This is a genomic window from Bacillus silvicola (genome assembly GCF_050524305.1).
Taxonomy (GTDB): Bacteria; Bacillota; Bacilli; order Bacillales; family Bacillaceae_G; genus Bacillus_A; species Bacillus_A cereus_AT.
Window position 1 is genome coordinate 1,164,420 of the sequence record NZ_JBNGVC010000013.1, and the last position, 15,581, is coordinate 1,180,000.

Below are 15,581 nucleotides of genomic sequence, written 5' to 3' on the forward strand. Positions count from 1 at the left end.
TGTGGGAATATATGTAACAAATAACACATTAATTATAAAATGCTTCATTATGGGGTTCATCGTAAAATGTTAACTCTACTGTCTCTGTTAAAACATCTGCATAACTATACGATACACGTTGCAATGCGTCTTCTTGCTGATCTAATTGTACAACAAAGACCGAACGATACGTTTCTGCAAGTACCCCCGATTGCTCTACAGTTTTTCTTCTTCCACTATTCGCCTTTAACATAAGTCGCTGTCCAAGATGGTGATCTAATTCGTTTTTAATATCATCTAAACGTTTTGACATATCCCTTGCTACACCTCGCTGTAATTTAGATTGAACACTTAAAACACGATATATCTATCCCAATTATTAACCGCAATTTACAGACAATATCATTATAAAAGCATCATGCGTTCGAATAGATAGAAGAAATACTATATTGTAAAAGTATCATTGTATAGTCTGCACGTTCTTGCAGTTTTTTATCCAAATTCATTCAAATCATTCCAGCATAAAAAAGCAAGATACATATGTACCTTGCTCATTCTTCATAATGTTGAAAGGGTAATCCTGTGCGCAAAATCCCTCTCGTTTCAATTCCGCCTAGCCCTTTTTCACCAGTAATCGTATTACGCACAACGTCCCATACATTGACTCTTTCCATAAATGAAGTAAAGCTAATTTTACCAACTACATATACAGGATCTAGAGCATGAATATTAATTCTGGATGGCGAACTAGCAAAATTAGCACCTGCTCGAATCAGCGCCTCAAAGTGTGATTGACAAGCTCCAGCAAAAATAACGAGTTGATCTAATGATGGATATTTTTTTCGCACTTCTCGAACAGCCTGTACAAAATGTCTAGAATGTCTATATGCTGTTAAATCTCCCATGACTCCTTTTGACTTTGTATATGCATCATGTCCTGTAATGACTAAAATATCTGGACGAAAATGATCGATTAAGTCTACTACCTTTTCATGCATCTCCGTTTCCTTACAATGAATACCTTGTACAGGAACGCCTATTTTATTATATAAATCTAAACACTTGCGCAAATATAAAGGATCTCCATCTATATGCAATACACGCCCTGGCATTTGAAAGTAATTCACTTCACTTGTATATCCACCTGTTGAAGTGTGTTCATGTCTTTGTTTCATTAATACATAATCTTGTTGAAATAAACGGTACGTACGCTCCATTGTTTCTTTTTCACGCTTCACTCTTTTTTTATGTTCTCGTTGATCTATACTAATTAAATCTTCAAGCGGCGCATCCGCCACAAGTCTAATTTCTTCCCCAAACAATATCGCTATCTCGCCTTTTATTTCTATAATACGAAAAAGAATATCCCTATTATGAGAATATCGTTCCACTAATTCTCCAACATGTAAAGCCATTCTCCTACCTCCAAACTCGTTAGGCCATCTTACCTGCTTTTAAAGTATGAATTTAGGAAAGGAAAGGTGACAAAAGGGACAGCTCAAGTTGAACTGTCCCTTTCATATTCTTATGACAATTTATGAAGAACTAATGCATTACTTAATGTTGCAAACTCTTCGATAGATAGCGTTTCGCCTCTTCGCCTCGGATCAATTCCTACTTCTGTTAAAATTTGATCCAACAACTCTTTATCTTTCGGGAAACCATTTAAATTATTTGATAAATTATTCATTAACGTTTTACGACGCTGTGCGAAACTCGCTCGTACTACTTCAAAGAAGAAAGTTTCATCTGTCACTTCTACAACTGGTTTAGAACGCTTTAGAAGACGGATAATCGCAGAATCAACATTTGGTTGTGGTACAAACACTGTACGCGGTACAGTCATAACTGTTTCTACCTCTGTATAATACTGAATGGCGATTGATAAAGAACCATATTCTTTCGTTCCAGGTTTAGCAGCTAAACGATCTCCAACTTCTTTTTGCATCATAACAACAAATCCACGAACGGGTAATTTTTCTTCAAGCAATTTAAATAAAATTGGCGTTGTAATATAGTATGGCAAGTTAGCTACTACCATTACATCTTGTCCTTCTTCGAATTGCTCACTAAACACTTCATGTACATCTGCTTTTAGTACATCTTTATTTATAACTGTAACGTTGCTATATGGAGCTAACGTCTCGTCTAAAATTGGTAATAATCTCTGATCAATCTCAAAAGCCACTACTTTTTTAGCACGCTTTGCCAATTGCTCTGTTAATGCACCGATACCTGGTCCAATTTCAATTGCACCACTTTCTGAACCTATTTCTGCGTGATCAACGATACGATTTAATACATTTGTATCAATTAAAAAATTTTGTCCTAAACTTTTTTTGAATGAAAATCCATACTTTTCAACAATGTCTTTTGTACGATTTGGTGTTGCTATATCTTTCATTTCTTTTCCTCCTGTATTACTTGTTTATAAGCTTCTGCAAATGATTCCTTTGAAACTTGAAACATTTGTAAACGTTTATGTAACTGTTTTGCGTTTGTATAACCAATCTTTAATAGCTTACCCATTCTTTCTCTGCGACTCTTTGCCATTTCTCCGCCCACTAAGCCCGCATCGACTAGATCACTCCAACTAATTTCACTTGTGTAAGCTTCCATTTCTTCATGTATATTCTCTAAAGCACGGCGAATCGACTCATTAGAAGCATGTTCGATACCAACACCTTTTTTCCTTTTAGCAAGTGCTTCTTCCTTCGGTAAAAAAGCATGCTTACATCCAGGAACCTTGTCAGAAATAATTTTTCGAATACGCTCTCCAGGATAATCCGGATCTGTGAAAATAATAACGCCTCGTTTTTGCTGCGCTAATTTAACTTGCTCAATAACATGATCACCGATTGCTGAACCGTTCGTTTCGATTGTATCCGCATCAACAGCACGTTTAATCGCAACTGTATCATCTTTACCTTCTACAACGATAATCTCTTTAATTTTCATGCTTGCCTCCACACTCGTTTCGTCTCTACTTAGTAAAACAAAAAAATGACGACTTTTCCATTATTATTTTCCCAATCGTACATTTTAAAAAGTAGAAGAGAAAAATCTTTGTTCACTATTCTTATTGTAACACTTCTATCTCCATCCTAATTTATCCGCAATATTTCTACACTTATGTTATGGGTAAATAATGGGCTCTTAGCATTTCTACTGTCTCTCTTCTAAAAAATAAAAAAAGAATGGGACTCCCCCACTCTTTTTTATTCGACACCAAATAAAGCTTTTGCATTCTTTGTTGTTATTTGTGCTACCTCGTCATAAGAAATTCCTTTTAAATTCGCAATTTCTTCTGCCACTAGTTTTACATAACTAGGTTCATTTCGTTTCCCTCGAAATGGATGTGGTGTTAAATATGGACAATCTGTCTCTATCAATAATTTTTCTAATGGAATCTCCATAGCAACTTCTTTCGGTTTCTTCGCATTTTTAAATGTAACAGGCCCACCTAATGAAATTAAAAAGTTCATATCAACACATCGCTGTGCTACTTCTACACTACCGCTAAAGCAATGCATAATGCCTCCCACCTCAGCTGCATTCTCTTCCTCTAGGATATCAACAATATCTTGAGTTGCATCACGGTTATGTATAATAATCGGTAATTTTACCTTTTTAGCTAATGTAATTTGTTTACGGAATACTTCCTTCTGTATTTCTTTTGGAGACTTATCCCAGTGATAATCTAGTCCCATTTCTCCAAGAGCAACTACTTTAGGGTGGACAGCTAATTCTTCTAACCAAACTAAATGTTCTTCTGTCATGTCGATAGCATCAACGGGATGCCACCCAACTGCAGCATAAATAAAATCATAGGCTTCAGCTAATTCAATCGCTTTTTTTATTGTTACTTCATCGAATCCAACAACAACTGTATATGTAACTCCCGCTTCTTTCATCCTTGCAATAACTTCTTGTAAATCTTCTTCAAACTGCTCTGCATTTAAATGTGAATGTGTATCAAACAACATAATAAATAACTCCTTTTATATTGAAATCAATTTTATCCCAGAAAAAATTAAGCCTTTTCTAACTTAACGATAACAATACTACAATTTTAATGCAAAAAAGGGGAATTTAAAAAGAAAAAAGATGCTTCACACATGTTACACGTGAAACATCTCTTTTCTTGTCCCAATTACTTGATCTTTGTACCATTCGGTAAATTTTGGTCGATTGTTGCTAATGACAATACGCCATTTTCTTCACCTGCTAAAATCATACCTTGCGATAATTCACCACGTAATTTTACAGGTTTTAAGTTTGTTACACAAATTACCTTTTTACCTTTTAGATCTTCTGGTGAGTAGAATTTTGCAATTCCCGAAACAACTTGACGCTTTTCTGTGCCTAAATCAAGCTGAATTTTTAACAACTTATCTGCTTTTTTCACAGGTTCAGCCGATATTACTTCAGCTACTCGTAATTCTACTTTAAAGAAATCATCAATTGTAATTTCTTCTGCCTTCGGTTCTTCTTCTTTTTTCTCTTCTACTTTAGGCGCAGAGCCCTTCATTTGTTCTTTAATATACTCTACCTCTACTTCCATTTCCAAACGAGGGAAAATTGGGTTTCCTTTTTCTACTTTTGTGCCAGCTGGAATACATCCAATTGTAGATAGGCTTTCCCAAGATTTATGTGCCTCTTCAGTAAGTCCAAGTTGAGCAAACATCTTACTTGGTGCTACTGTTAGGAATGGCATAAGCATAATACCTGTTTGACGAAGTATCTCTGCTAAGTGCGACATTACAGACGCAAGTTTTTCGCGATCATTCTCATCCTTCGCCAATACCCACGGCTGTGTTTCATCAATATATTTATTCGTACGGCTAACTAACTGCCAAATAGAACTTAGTGCTACAGAGAACTCCATATTCTCCATTGCCTCTTCTACTTTTTTCAATGTATCCTTCGCAAATGTAACTAGCGTTTCATCGAACTCAGTTACATTCGCTTTAAATGCAGGGATTTCCCCGTTAAAGTATTTATCAATCATAGCTACTGTACGATTTAATAAGTTTCCTAAGTCATTCGCTAAATCAAAGTTAATTCGTTCAACAAATCCCTCTGGTGTGAATACGCCATCAGAGCCAAATGGAACTTCGCGAAGTAAGTAGTAACGTAATGCATCTAATCCGTAACGATCAATTAGTGTAACTGGATCTACTACGTTTCCTTTTGACTTACTCATTTTTCCATCCTTCATTAAAATCCAGCCATGAGCAAAGACTTTCTTCGGAAGTGGTAAATCTAACGCCATTAAAATAATTGGCCAATAAATTGTATGGAAACGCACGATTTCTTTTCCAACTAAATGAACATCTGCTGGCCAGAATTTTTTATATTTCTCTTCATTTTCTGTTCCATATCCTAATGCAGTAATGTAATTAGACAAAGCATCTACCCATACATAAATAACGTGTTTTGGGTTCCCTGGAACACGAACTCCCCAGTCAAATGAAGTACGAGAAACAGCCAAATCTTCTAATCCTGGCTTAATAAAATTATTAATCATTTCATTTTTACGAGACTCTGGTTGAATGAAATGAGGGTTCTCTTCATAGAACTTTAATAGTCGGTCTACATATTTACCCATTCTAAAGAAATAAGACTCTTCGCGAACAAGCTCTACATTATGACCACTATCTGGGCTTTTTCCACCAACTACTTTGTCGCCCTCCATAATTGGATCTACTAATTGATGCGCTGTATAGAATGTTTCATCTTGTACAGAATACCAACCTTCATATTCATCAAGATAAATATCACCTTGATCTACTAGCTGCTTGAAGATTTTCTCAACGACGTCTTTATGACGATCTTCAGTTGTACGAATAAAATCGTCATAAGAGATATCCATCTTCTCCCAAAGTTCTTTAATCCCTGATACAATGTTGTCCACATATGCTTGTGGTGTAACATTTAGTTCTTCTGCTTTCTTTTGGATCTTCTGTCCATGCTCATCAGTTCCTGTTAAATAATGAACATTGTATCCTTGCATACGCTTATATCGTGCCATCGCATCTCCTGCTACTGTCGTATAAGCATGTCCAATGTGTAACTTTCCACTTGGATAATAAATTGGGGTAGTAATATAAAAGGACTTATTTTCCTCTGTCATTGTTTTGGACCTCCCGGATGACCTCATATGTATTTATAAACAGTATATCAAAAACTCACATATAAAAACGAGTTAATGCTCGATATCTTTATCATCTATTACTCATATTTTTAAAAATTATACAGCCCTTCTCTGGAATATATATATTTTTCAGAAAATAAAACGAAATAATTATAGTAATTACCCACATTCTATTATATATAAAAAGTAAGAAATCTATAAATCTTTTTAAAAAATATAGAATTTAAGAATTGACGGAAATGTAAATGATTGGTATCATATGTCCATAGGGTATTTTGTCGAAAAATGACGAATCAAAAAAATAGACTCGTAACTTATAAACTATTTATTTAGGAGGAAAAGAATTATGAAATCTACTGGTATCGTTCGTAAAGTTGATGAATTAGGTCGTGTGGTAATTCCAATCGAATTACGCCGTACTTTAGGTATTGCAGAAAAGGATGCTCTTGAAATCTACGTTGATGACGAGAAAATCATCTTAAAAAAATATAAACCAAACATGACTTGCCAAGTAACTGGTGAAGTATCTGATGGTAACCTATCTTTAGCTGAAGGCAAAATTATCTTAAGCAAAGAAGGCGCTGAGCAAGTCTTAAACGAACTTCAAGATTATATCGAAACAGCAAAATAAGCTTCTCAATTATGAGAAGCTTATTTTTTATCGACATGATAGATTTGATATACATCCCTTTTCGACAAATCTCGTTCTTTAGCGACTGTTTTAATCGCTTCTTTTGAATTCATGCCTTTTTCATTTATATAATGTTCAATATGATCATGTACTGAAACAGATTCCCACCATTGTTCTTCTGGAGCAGGTTCTTCCGTTGAACCAGCTACTAAAATACAAAACTCACCACGTACTTCATTTTGCTTCGTCCACTCAATCGCTTCCTCAATTGTTCCACGAATAAATTCTTCAAATTTTTTCGTTAGCTCGCGACATAATGCGATTTCCCTATTTCCTAAAACTTCTTGCATTGAGATTAAAGTATCATCTAGACGATGAGGTGCTTCATAAAACATCATTGTAGTTTGTACGTAACGAAGCTTCTCTAATTCCATTCTTCTTTCCTTTTTATTTCTTTGCAAAAATCCATAGAAATAAAACTGCTTTGTTTCAAGTCCTGATGCAATTAATGCTGTAAGAGCCGCATTTGCTCCTGGAAGCGGGATAACATGATATTGTTCTGCTACAGCTTCTACAACAATATCGTAACCAGGATCAGAAATACACGGCATACCGGCATCGCTCACAATGGCTACAGTCTTACCATCTTCTAACTTATCTAAAATTTTTCGTCCACTTACTTCTTTGTTATGCTCGTGATAACTCATAACTGGTGTTTCAATTTCAAAATAATTACAAAGCTTCTTCGTTTGTCTTGTATCTTCAGCAGCAATAATATCTGCCTCTTTTAAAATTCGGATTGCACGAAATGTCATATCCTCTAAATTTCCGATTGGAGTTGGTACTAAATATAAAACTCCCTTTTCATTTTGCTGAAAGCTTTTTTGCTGCCACATAGCGTTCTCCTTTTTGCATGTATTCTTCTTTTTGTTTCCTCGTTAACTGCTTAAAATGATATTCAGCTTGCATAGCCGTTCGTTTATCCTCATGATCCTCTACATATTTTAAAACAACCGGAAGTCTAGCACGTGTATATCTAGCACCTTTTCCATTATTATGAGTCTGAATCCGCTTTTCTATATGATTTGTATATCCAGCATAATAACTTCCATCAGAACACTCCACCACATAAAAACAATGCTTATTCGTCTCCATATAAAATTGAACGAATCTCCTCTGTATATTCGTTATTCTCTTCATATACAAAAAGAGGTGGCAAGATTTTCAAATCTGCATTTCCATCCTTAATTCCTTCAATTAACAATGTATTCGCTTCTTTACCAGCCTTAGGATAAACAAATCGCACACGTTTCGGTTCAATTTTGTATTTACGCATCAATGTAACGATATCGAGAAAACGACCGGGCCGATGTACAAATGCAACTTTCCCACCCTGTTTTACCAACTGGCTACTTGCATATACAACATCTTCTAATGTACACATAATTTCGTGACGAGCTATCGCTAAATGTTCATTCATGTTTTTCTCAGAAGTTTGCGGTGTTTGAAAATAAGGAGGATTACACGTTACAACATCATATTGATGGCGTCCGAGTTTCTCCGGCATATCTTTCAAATCTCCATGGATTAAATGAATTCTTTCTTCTAAATTATTGTATTGAACGCTTCTTATTCCCATATCATATAGGCGCTCTTGAATCTCTACACCTGTAATTGTCCCTTTTGTCCTTGTACTCAATAAAAGAGGTACAACCGCATTCCCCGTACACAAATCAAGTAAATTACCTTTTTGAATTGGTACCCAAGCAAAGTCTGCAAGTAATACAGCATCTAAAGAGAAATTAAATACTGATGGACTTTGTATAATCTTCATATCTTGTGCTAATAAGTAATCTAAACGTTCATCTTCATATAAATTCATATATTGCTCCCTTTCTTACATTTAACCTACCCTATTTCATCCTCTATTAATGTAAAAATAAATTTCATTCTACTCTCATGTATAAAAAATTACCTTTCCAATTATATTGGAAAGGTAATCTCACTTTTTATTTAAAAATGACAGACAGAATAAACAATCTCCCTCTTTACGTACACTTCCATAATGTAGATTGCAAATATGAAAACCTTCCTGATACAGTCTCGCTAAGTTATCGTAGCCCTCACCGATATCTGTTTTTGGCTTCATTTCTTTGCGTTTTTGAGTTTTTTGTTTTTCCTTATTCTGCACTTCTTCAAAACGATGTCGCAAATTTTCATTTTCCATTTTTATATGTTGGTTTTCTTCCAATAATTCTGCAAGATGTTGTTTTAATTCTCCCAACTGTTTGTATAAATGTCCAATTTGCTCTTCCATACTAGAAACCGATGCAAAAATATCCTTTTTCTCCACAAGCACCCACCTCATTAATCTGTGGTTTGACTCGAAACGACCCCTTTATTAATTAATTCATCTAACGTATATTCTACTATCCGTTCCTTGTCTACTAGTTCCACTTGAATTAATCTTTCTAAAATATTTAATCCGATAACACGGCCAGTACCATGCGGGGTTTGTATACGTTGATCTAAATCAGGAAGTTGTTCCTTTGCTGCCTCATATTCATCATTCTCATATTTTAAGCAACACATTAAGCGACCACATAAACCAGAGATTTTTGCAGGATTTAATGATAAATTTTGATCCTTTGCCATTTTAATGGATACAGGTTCAAAATCTCCTAAAAAAGTAGAACAACAAAGCATACGACCGCATGGACCAATACCACCAAGCATTTTTGCTTCGTCACGAACGCCGATCTGTCTCAGCTCAATTCTTGTCCTAAAAATTGCCGCTAAGTCTTTCACTAGTTCCCGGAAATCAATCCGACCATCCGCAGTAAAGTAAAAAATAATCTTATTACGATCGAACGTATACTCTACATCTACAAGCTTCATATCAAGATTATGTTCTCCTACCTTTTGTTGACAAACTTGATATGCTTCTTTCGCAGCATGCCTATTCTCTTCAACAATGGTACGATCATTTTCATTTGCAATACGAATAACCTTTTTAAGCGGTAATACAACGTCGTTTTCATCAACTTGCTTTTTGGTAATAACTACTTTTCCGTATTCAATACCCCTTACCGTTTCTACAATTACGAACTCATTTTCTGAGATATCGAACTGATTTGGATCAAAGTAATATACCTTCCCGGCCTTCTTAAAGCGAACACCTACTACATCATACAAAACGGTCATCCCTCCTGCAACCGCAACACTAACTGTTCGAACACAAGCTGCGCATTTACATTAGCGTTGATTCTATTTTTTGCCTCTAATATATGAAAGAGAGCTGATACAATGCGCTTCTGAGCATAAGAAAAGGATTCAAACATCTCTTTCTGCTCATGAAAAACAAGACGATCTTCTTCTCCAAGTTGAACATATAATAAATCCTTATAAATAAGGAGTAACATATCTAAGCCTTGCTGTAATTGTTCTTTCTCTCCAAAGTGCTTCCCCCATTTTTCTTGTACAAAAAAAATAGAGGCCTTATCTTTTTCGAGCGCTTCACATAATTTTATCACTAAAGCTCTCGCTTGTGCAAACCATTCATCATTACACATTAATAAAGCTTCTTCAAAACTATTTGTAAGCTGTGCAGCCAGTGTAGATAAAGAAACTGTAATACCTTCTTCCTCTAATCTCTTAATTAAGGATTCTGTAGGTAACGGCCTAAATGTAACAACTTGACAACGAGATAAGATTGTATTTAAAATCTGATGACTTTGTTCAGTAAGTAAAATGGCTGTTGTATCACTACTTGGTTCTTCTAAAAACTTTAAGAGTGTATTCGCTGCATTTGCTGTCATACGATCTGCATGCTCAATAATATATACTTTTTTATTTGCTTCTAATCCTGTTTTTGAAAACTCTTCTTGTAAATCTTGGATTTGCTGTTTTTTAATAGATAATCCATCGGGTTTTACAATATGTAAGTTTGGGTGGTTACCTGAATCAATTCGGCGACAATTCGTACATACATGACAAGGCTCTACACCATTTCTTTGTAAGCAGAGAAAACTTTTTGCCATTTGAATTGCTGTTGCGAACTTCCCGGTCCCTTTCCCTCCCTCTAACAAGTAAGCGTGGGATATACGCTCTTTTGCAATGCTATTCATCAACATTTTGACACCGATGGGCTGTATAGCAGAAAGCTGCTCCCACGTCTTTATCATAATGCATACCTCACTTATTTCATTCTTTCCTTCTATTATAACAATTTATCTTCTACAATCTGAATAACTTCTTCTATAAGTTTTTCCATTGGTTGATCAGCATCTACTACTACAATACGATCAGAGAAGCGCTCTGCAACTTGTAAATACCCTTCACGCACGCGTTTATGGAAAGCGATGTCTTCCATATCTAGTCGATTTACTTCGCGTCCTGCATCTTTTTCAATTCGTGCTAACCCAACCTCTGGCTCAATGTCTAAATAAATTGTTAAACTAGGCATACAATCTTCCGTTGCAAAACGATTAATTTCAAATACTTTATCCATACCTAAGCCCCTTGCATATCCTTGATACGCTAAAGAGCTATCTATAAAACGATCACATAGTACAAGATAGTTTTCCTCAAGTGCTGGCATAACTTTTTCCACTAAATGTTGTCTACGTGCAGCAGCATACAGAAGCGCCTCTGTACGTGCTTCCATCATCGTATATTCTTGTTTATGTAAAATTGTTCTAATATCTTCAGAAATTGCAATACCACCCGGTTCCCTGGTCGCCATTACCTTTTGTTCCTTTTGCTCAAAATATGGTAATAAACTTTTAATTAATGTTGTTTTACCCGAACCTTCTGGCCCTTCAATTGTTACAAATAATCCCTTCATCCTAAAACCTACTTTCTATATCATACACGTTCATATATTTCGTACTACCTTGAAAACGAGCCCCTGTTTTCTCTAAATGAGTAATTTGCTTTGTATGTTCCTGAGTAATTCTCTCTCCATACATGATCAATGGAATTCCAGGTGGATACGGAATCACCATTTCTGCAGCTATCATACCAACGGCTTCTTCTATAGATACTAACTTCGTTTCGTATCTCTCTAATTGTTTATACGTATACGGTAAAGGGGAAATCTCCCCTTTATAAGTATAACGAATTGATGCTGTCTTGTCTTTTACCTTATATTGCTGCAAAGCTACTCGAATTATCTCTATAGCTTTTATATACTCCCCATTTACTTGTAACGGTAATATAAATAGGACGTTATATGGATCTGCCATTTCCGTATATATACCGACCTTTTCAAATACAGACTGTAATTCATACCCCGATAACTGACAGCGAGTTTGCACCGTAACCTTTAATTCATCTTGCAACGGATATTGTAAAATAGCTATTTGCGGGATTGATCGCAATTCTTCTTTAAATCGGCGTAAAAACTCAACAATATCATCATGACCTTTTTCCTTTATAACCGCTATTGCAAAACGGGCTATATCAAGGGATGCCATAATTGGATACGATGGGCTACTAGATTGTAGCATACTTAAATAGGAGGACACTTTTTCTTTACTCACCAAACGGCTATTTATATGTAAATAAGATCCCATTGTCATTGCAGGTAATGTTTTATGTGCGGAATGAACCACAATATCCGCGCCATAAGCTAATGCTGACTTTGGAAATGGATCTCCTATACAAAAATGTGCCCCATGTGCTTCATCTACTAGAACAGGAATTTTATGTTCATGTGCGTAAGCAATACTTGCCTCTAAATCAATCCCCATACCATAGTAATTAGGATGTGTTAAAATAAGTGCTTTAGCATTCGGATACTTTGTAATTGCCTCCTTGATAGCTTCATCATGAACACCTACTGGTACGTTATGTACTTCATCAATCCATGGATTTAAAAAGACTGGGTTAGCCCCTGCTAATTTCAAAGCATTAATGATTGATTTATGACAATTTCTTTGCACGAGGACAATATCATGTTCGCCGCAGCAAGACAAAATCATCGCTAAATTTCCAACTGTTGAACCATTAATTAAAAAATAACTTTTTTGCACACCATATACTTCAGCTAATAATCGCTGTGCTTCATCTATACATTCAAACGGACTATGTAAATCATCTAATCCTGTTAACTCTGTTACATCTATCGATAATATGTCCTTAAACCCTCCTGTAGCTTCCTGAGGGAAGTTTAAACCATTCTTATGACCTGGAACATGAAAAGATAGTGGTCGTCTTTCTTTAAATTCCATTAACGCCTCATACAAAGGCATACGATTTTGATTCATCTATATCTCTTCCTTATTATTCATTCTATATCTATTATACAGAACAAAAAAAATAATAGGCATATGCCTATTTAAAAATATGATACTTCTAATTTTCGAAGTTGTTTTAAATAATATATATACTTCGGATCATTTGTCTCCGTATTCACCATATCTTTTTCACATTCATAACAAATTAAATTATTATAAACATATATACCTTCTTTTCTTTCTGTCTCACAAACAATGCAAACTTCGCTTTGTGATTTCATAACCTTCCCTCCCTATTTAAATGGACATATTTTATACTTCTATTCCTTAACAATTTACAGAAAAATATACATCAATCTCTTATATAATATGATTAACTCTTGGGCAACGTGTTTGTATTATCATTACTTCTTTTACATACCGTTTAACAATACAAAAAAACACAAGTCAAAAGACTTGTGTTTTTAGTTGCTTGGCGACGTCCTACTCTCACAGGGACAAGGTCCCAACTACCATCGGCGCTAGAGAGCTTAACTTCCGTGTTCGGTATGGGAACGGGTGTGACCTCTCTGCCATCATCACCAAACTATGAAGGCATATTCCTTCAAAACTAGATAACATTGCTACATATTATATGGTTAAGTCCTCGATCTATTAGTATTTGTCAGCTCCACATGTCACCATGCTTCCACCTCGAACCTATCAACCTGATCATCTTTCAGGGATCTTACTAGCTTACGCTATGGGAAATCTCATCTTGAGGGGGGCTTCATGCTTAGATGCTTTCAGCACTTATCCCTTCCGCACATAGCTACCCAGCTATGCCCTTGGCAGAACAACTGGTACACCAGCGGTGCGTCCATCCCGGTCCTCTCGTACTAAGGACAGCTCCTCTCAAATTTCCTACGCCCACGACGGATAGGGACCGAACTGTCTCACGACGTTCTGAACCCAGCTCGCGTACCGCTTTAATGGGCGAACAGCCCAACCCTTGGGACCGACTACAGCCCCAGGATGCGATGAGCCGACATCGAGGTGCCAAACCTCCCCGTCGATGTGGACTCTTGGGGGAGATAAGCCTGTTATCCCCGGGGTAGCTTTTATCCGTTGAGCGATGGCCCTTCCATGCGGAACCACCGGATCACTAAGCCCGACTTTCGTCCCTGCTCGACTTGTAGGTCTCGCAGTCAAGCTCCCTTATGCCTTTGCACTCTACGAATGATTTCCAACCATTCTGAGGGAACCTTTGGGCGCCTCCGTTACACTTTAGGAGGCGACCGCCCCAGTCAAACTGCCCACCTGACACTGTCTCCCGGGTCGATAAGACCCGTAGGTTAGAATTTCAATACAGTCAGGGCGGTATCCCACCAGCGCCTCCACCGAAGCTAGCGCTCCGGTTTCAATGGCTCCCGCCTATCCTGTACAAACTGTACCAAAATTCAATATCAGGCTACAGTAAAGCTCCACGGGGTCTTTCCGTCCTGTCGCGGGTAACCTGCATCTTCACAGGTACTATAATTTCACCGAGTCTCTGGTTGAGACAGTGCCCAAATCGTTACACCTTTCGTGCGGGTCGGAACTTACCCGACAAGGAATTTCGCTACCTTAGGACCGTTATAGTTACGGCCGCCGTTTACTGGGGCTTCAGTTCAGAGCTTCGCTTACGCTAACCCCTCTCCTTAACCTTCCAGCACCGGGCAGGTGTCAGCCCCTATACTTCGCCTTACGGCTTCGCAGAGACCTGTGTTTTTGCTAAACAGTCGCTTGGGCCTATTCACTGCGGCTTTCCGTTAAGAAAGCACCCCTTCTCCCGAAGTTACGGGGTCATTTTGCCGAGTTCCTTAACCAGAGTTCTCTCGCACACCTTAGGATTCTCTCCTCGCCTACCTGTGTCGGTTTGCGGTACAGGCACCTTTTATCTCGCTAGAAGCTTTTCTTGGCAGCGGGGAATCAAAGACTTCGCTCCATAAGGAGCTTCCCCATCACAGCTCAGCCTTCACGATAAGCGGATTTGCCTACTTATCAGCCTAACTGCTTGGACGTGCACAACCAATCGCACGCTTCTTCTATCCTTCTGCGTCCCTCCATTGCTCAAACGATAAAGAGGTGGTACAGGAATATCAACCTGTTGTCCATCGCCTACGCCTGTCGGCCTCGGCTTAGGTCCTGACTAACCCTGAGCGGACGAGCCTTCCTCAGGAAACCTTAGGCATTCGGTGGACGGGATTCTCACCCGTCTTTCGCTACTCATACCGGCATTCTCACTTCTAAGCGCTCCACCAGTCCTTCCGGTCTGACTTCACTGCACTTAGAACGCTCCCCTACCACTGATACCATTGGTATCAATTCGCAGCTTCGGTGGTGTATTTAGCCCCGGTACATTTTCGGCGCAGAGTCACTCGACTAGTGAGCTATTACGCACTCTTTAAATGGTGGCTGCTTCTAAGCCAACATCCTAGTTGTCTAAGCAACTCCACATCCTTTTCCACTTAATACACACTTTGGGACCTTAGCTGGCGATCTGGGCTGTTTCCCTCTTGACTACGGATCTTATCACTCGCAGTCTGACTCCTAA

Annotated in this window: 16 protein-coding genes and 2 rRNA genes (1 of these 18 only partly in view); 1 reads left to right on the forward strand and 17 read right to left on the reverse strand. The window is 37.4% G+C overall.

The features are described from left to right. Window positions 1-28: 28 nt before the first annotated feature. The 6 genes from veg to metG form a co-directional block, all read right to left on the reverse strand. Entirely contained in the window at window positions 29-292 is a 264-nt protein-coding gene (gene veg, locus ACP6L7_RS28190; RefSeq protein ID WP_000044339.1) for a biofilm formation stimulator Veg, read from the reverse strand. A 238-nt stretch (window positions 293-530) separates the two neighbouring features. Continuing rightward, entirely contained in the window at window positions 531-1,394 is an 864-nt protein-coding gene (yabG, locus tag ACP6L7_RS28195; RefSeq protein WP_097832992.1) for a sporulation peptidase YabG, read from the reverse strand. 110 nt (window positions 1,395-1,504) lie between these two features. After that, on the reverse strand, window positions 1,505-2,383 hold the full coding sequence (gene rsmA, locus ACP6L7_RS28200; RefSeq protein ID WP_097832993.1) for a 16S rRNA (adenine(1518)-N(6)/adenine(1519)-N(6))-dimethyltransferase RsmA: 879 nt from the start codon (window positions 2,381-2,383) through the stop codon (window positions 1,505-1,507). After that, window positions 2,380-2,937, reverse strand: coding sequence for a ribonuclease M5 (gene rnmV, locus ACP6L7_RS28205; RefSeq protein ID WP_000692835.1), 558 nt, complete (start codon window positions 2,935-2,937; stop codon window positions 2,380-2,382). Before rnmV ends, rsmA begins: the two co-directional genes overlap by 4 nt. Window positions 2,938-3,197: 260 nt before the next feature. After that, the gene (locus tag ACP6L7_RS28210; protein ID WP_097832994.1) at window positions 3,198-3,965 is read right to left on the reverse strand and encodes a TatD family hydrolase; all 768 of its coding nucleotides are present in this window, start codon (window positions 3,963-3,965) and stop codon (window positions 3,198-3,200) included. A gap of 167 nt (window positions 3,966-4,132) precedes the next feature. Continuing rightward, the gene (metG, locus tag ACP6L7_RS28215) at window positions 4,133-6,115 is read right to left on the reverse strand and encodes a methionine--tRNA ligase (RefSeq protein ID WP_097832995.1); all 1,983 of its coding nucleotides are present in this window, start codon (window positions 6,113-6,115) and stop codon (window positions 4,133-4,135) included. A 367-nt stretch (window positions 6,116-6,482) separates the two neighbouring features. On the opposite strand from metG, the gene abrB reads away from it, so the two are divergent. Next, complete coding sequence (gene abrB, locus ACP6L7_RS28220) at window positions 6,483-6,767, forward strand: transition state genes transcriptional regulator AbrB (protein ID WP_000843037.1); 285 nt, start codon at window positions 6,483-6,485, stop codon at window positions 6,765-6,767. Window positions 6,768-6,787: 20 nt separating this feature from the next. On the opposite strand, the gene rsmI is transcribed toward abrB, so the two are convergent. The 11 genes from rsmI to ACP6L7_RS28275 all read right to left on the reverse strand — a co-directional run. Next, entirely contained in the window at window positions 6,788-7,663 is an 876-nt protein-coding gene (gene rsmI / locus ACP6L7_RS28225) for a 16S rRNA (cytidine(1402)-2'-O)-methyltransferase (RefSeq protein ID WP_097832996.1), read from the reverse strand. Continuing rightward, window positions 7,632-7,922, reverse strand: a complete 291-nt coding sequence (locus tag ACP6L7_RS28230) for a GIY-YIG nuclease family protein (protein WP_016131051.1) — start codon at window positions 7,920-7,922, stop codon at window positions 7,632-7,634. The genes rsmI and ACP6L7_RS28230 overlap by 32 nt, the downstream gene beginning before the upstream one ends. Continuing rightward, window positions 7,909-8,649 (reverse strand): tRNA1(Val) (adenine(37)-N6)-methyltransferase, encoded by a 741-nt coding sequence (locus ACP6L7_RS28235; protein ID WP_097832997.1) that lies wholly within the window; start codon window positions 8,647-8,649, stop codon window positions 7,909-7,911. Before ACP6L7_RS28235 ends, ACP6L7_RS28230 begins: the two co-directional genes overlap by 14 nt. A 120-nt stretch (window positions 8,650-8,769) precedes the next feature. After that, the gene (yabA, locus tag ACP6L7_RS28240; RefSeq protein ID WP_000412059.1) at window positions 8,770-9,120 is read right to left on the reverse strand and encodes a DNA replication initiation control protein YabA; all 351 of its coding nucleotides are present in this window, start codon (window positions 9,118-9,120) and stop codon (window positions 8,770-8,772) included. Between the two features lie 14 nt (window positions 9,121-9,134). After that, window positions 9,135-9,962, reverse strand: coding sequence for a PSP1 domain-containing protein (locus tag ACP6L7_RS28245; protein ID WP_002107285.1), 828 nt, complete (start codon window positions 9,960-9,962; stop codon window positions 9,135-9,137). A 5-nt stretch (window positions 9,963-9,967) separates the two neighbouring features. Continuing rightward, window positions 9,968-10,951 (reverse strand): DNA polymerase III subunit delta', encoded by a 984-nt coding sequence (gene holB / locus ACP6L7_RS28250; RefSeq protein WP_000598358.1) that lies wholly within the window; start codon window positions 10,949-10,951, stop codon window positions 9,968-9,970. Window positions 10,952-10,986: 35 nt separating this feature from the next. Then, window positions 10,987-11,613: a dTMP kinase gene (gene tmk / locus ACP6L7_RS28255; protein ID WP_097832998.1), complete on the reverse strand. Its 627-nt coding sequence runs from the start codon at window positions 11,611-11,613 to the stop codon at window positions 10,987-10,989. 1 nt (window position 11,614) lies between these two features. Beyond that, a complete protein-coding gene (locus tag ACP6L7_RS28260; RefSeq protein ID WP_097832999.1) occupies window positions 11,615-13,036 on the reverse strand; it encodes an aminotransferase class I/II-fold pyridoxal phosphate-dependent enzyme in 1,422 nt (473 codons plus the stop codon). A 71-nt stretch (window positions 13,037-13,107) separates the two neighbouring features. Further along, complete coding sequence (locus tag ACP6L7_RS28265; protein WP_000842053.1) at window positions 13,108-13,287, reverse strand: sigma factor G inhibitor Gin; 180 nt, start codon at window positions 13,285-13,287, stop codon at window positions 13,108-13,110. 189 nt (window positions 13,288-13,476) lie between these two features. Then, window positions 13,477-13,592, reverse strand: a 5S ribosomal RNA gene (gene rrf / locus ACP6L7_RS28270). A gap of 48 nt (window positions 13,593-13,640) precedes the next feature. After that, window positions 13,641-15,581 (reverse strand): 23S ribosomal RNA (locus tag ACP6L7_RS28275); it runs 981 nt beyond the window's last position.

Excerpts from the sequence above, each read along its gene's own strand:
- ACP6L7_RS28230 (WP_016131051.1), bottom strand. The coding sequence starts at position 7,922 with ATGGAGACGAATAAGCATTGTTTTTATGTGGTGGAGTGTTCTGATGGA.
- ACP6L7_RS28265 (WP_000842053.1), bottom strand. The coding sequence starts at position 13,287 with ATGAAATCACAAAGCGAAGTTTGCATTGTTTGTGAGACAGAAAGAAAA.
- veg (WP_000044339.1), bottom strand. The coding sequence starts at position 292 with ATGTCAAAACGTTTAGATGATATTAAAAACGAATTAGATCACCATCTT.
- yabG (WP_097832992.1), bottom strand. The coding sequence starts at position 1,394 with ATGGCTTTACATGTTGGAGAATTAGTGGAACGATATTCTCATAATAGG.
- metG (WP_097832995.1), bottom strand. The coding sequence starts at position 6,115 with ATGACAGAGGAAAATAAGTCCTTTTATATTACTACCCCAATTTATTAT.
- tmk (WP_097832998.1), bottom strand. The coding sequence starts at position 11,613 with ATGAAGGGATTATTTGTAACAATTGAAGGGCCAGAAGGTTCGGGTAAA.
- ACP6L7_RS28260 (WP_097832999.1), bottom strand. The coding sequence starts at position 13,036 with ATGAATCAAAATCGTATGCCTTTGTATGAGGCGTTAATGGAATTTAAA.
- rnmV (WP_000692835.1), bottom strand. The coding sequence starts at position 2,937 with ATGAAAATTAAAGAGATTATCGTTGTAGAAGGTAAAGATGATACAGTT.
- rsmI (WP_097832996.1), bottom strand. The coding sequence starts at position 7,663 with ATGTGGCAGCAAAAAAGCTTTCAGCAAAATGAAAAGGGAGTTTTATAT.
- ACP6L7_RS28210 (WP_097832994.1), bottom strand. The coding sequence starts at position 3,965 with ATGTTGTTTGATACACATTCACATTTAAATGCAGAGCAGTTTGAAGAA.
- ACP6L7_RS28235 (WP_097832997.1), bottom strand. The coding sequence starts at position 8,649 with ATGAATTTATATGAAGATGAACGTTTAGATTACTTATTAGCACAAGAT.
- rsmA (WP_097832993.1), bottom strand. The coding sequence starts at position 2,383 with ATGAAAGATATAGCAACACCAAATCGTACAAAAGACATTGTTGAAAAG.
- abrB (WP_000843037.1), top strand. The coding sequence starts at position 6,483 with ATGAAATCTACTGGTATCGTTCGTAAAGTTGATGAATTAGGTCGTGTG.
- holB (WP_000598358.1), bottom strand. The coding sequence starts at position 10,951 with ATGATAAAGACGTGGGAGCAGCTTTCTGCTATACAGCCCATCGGTGTC.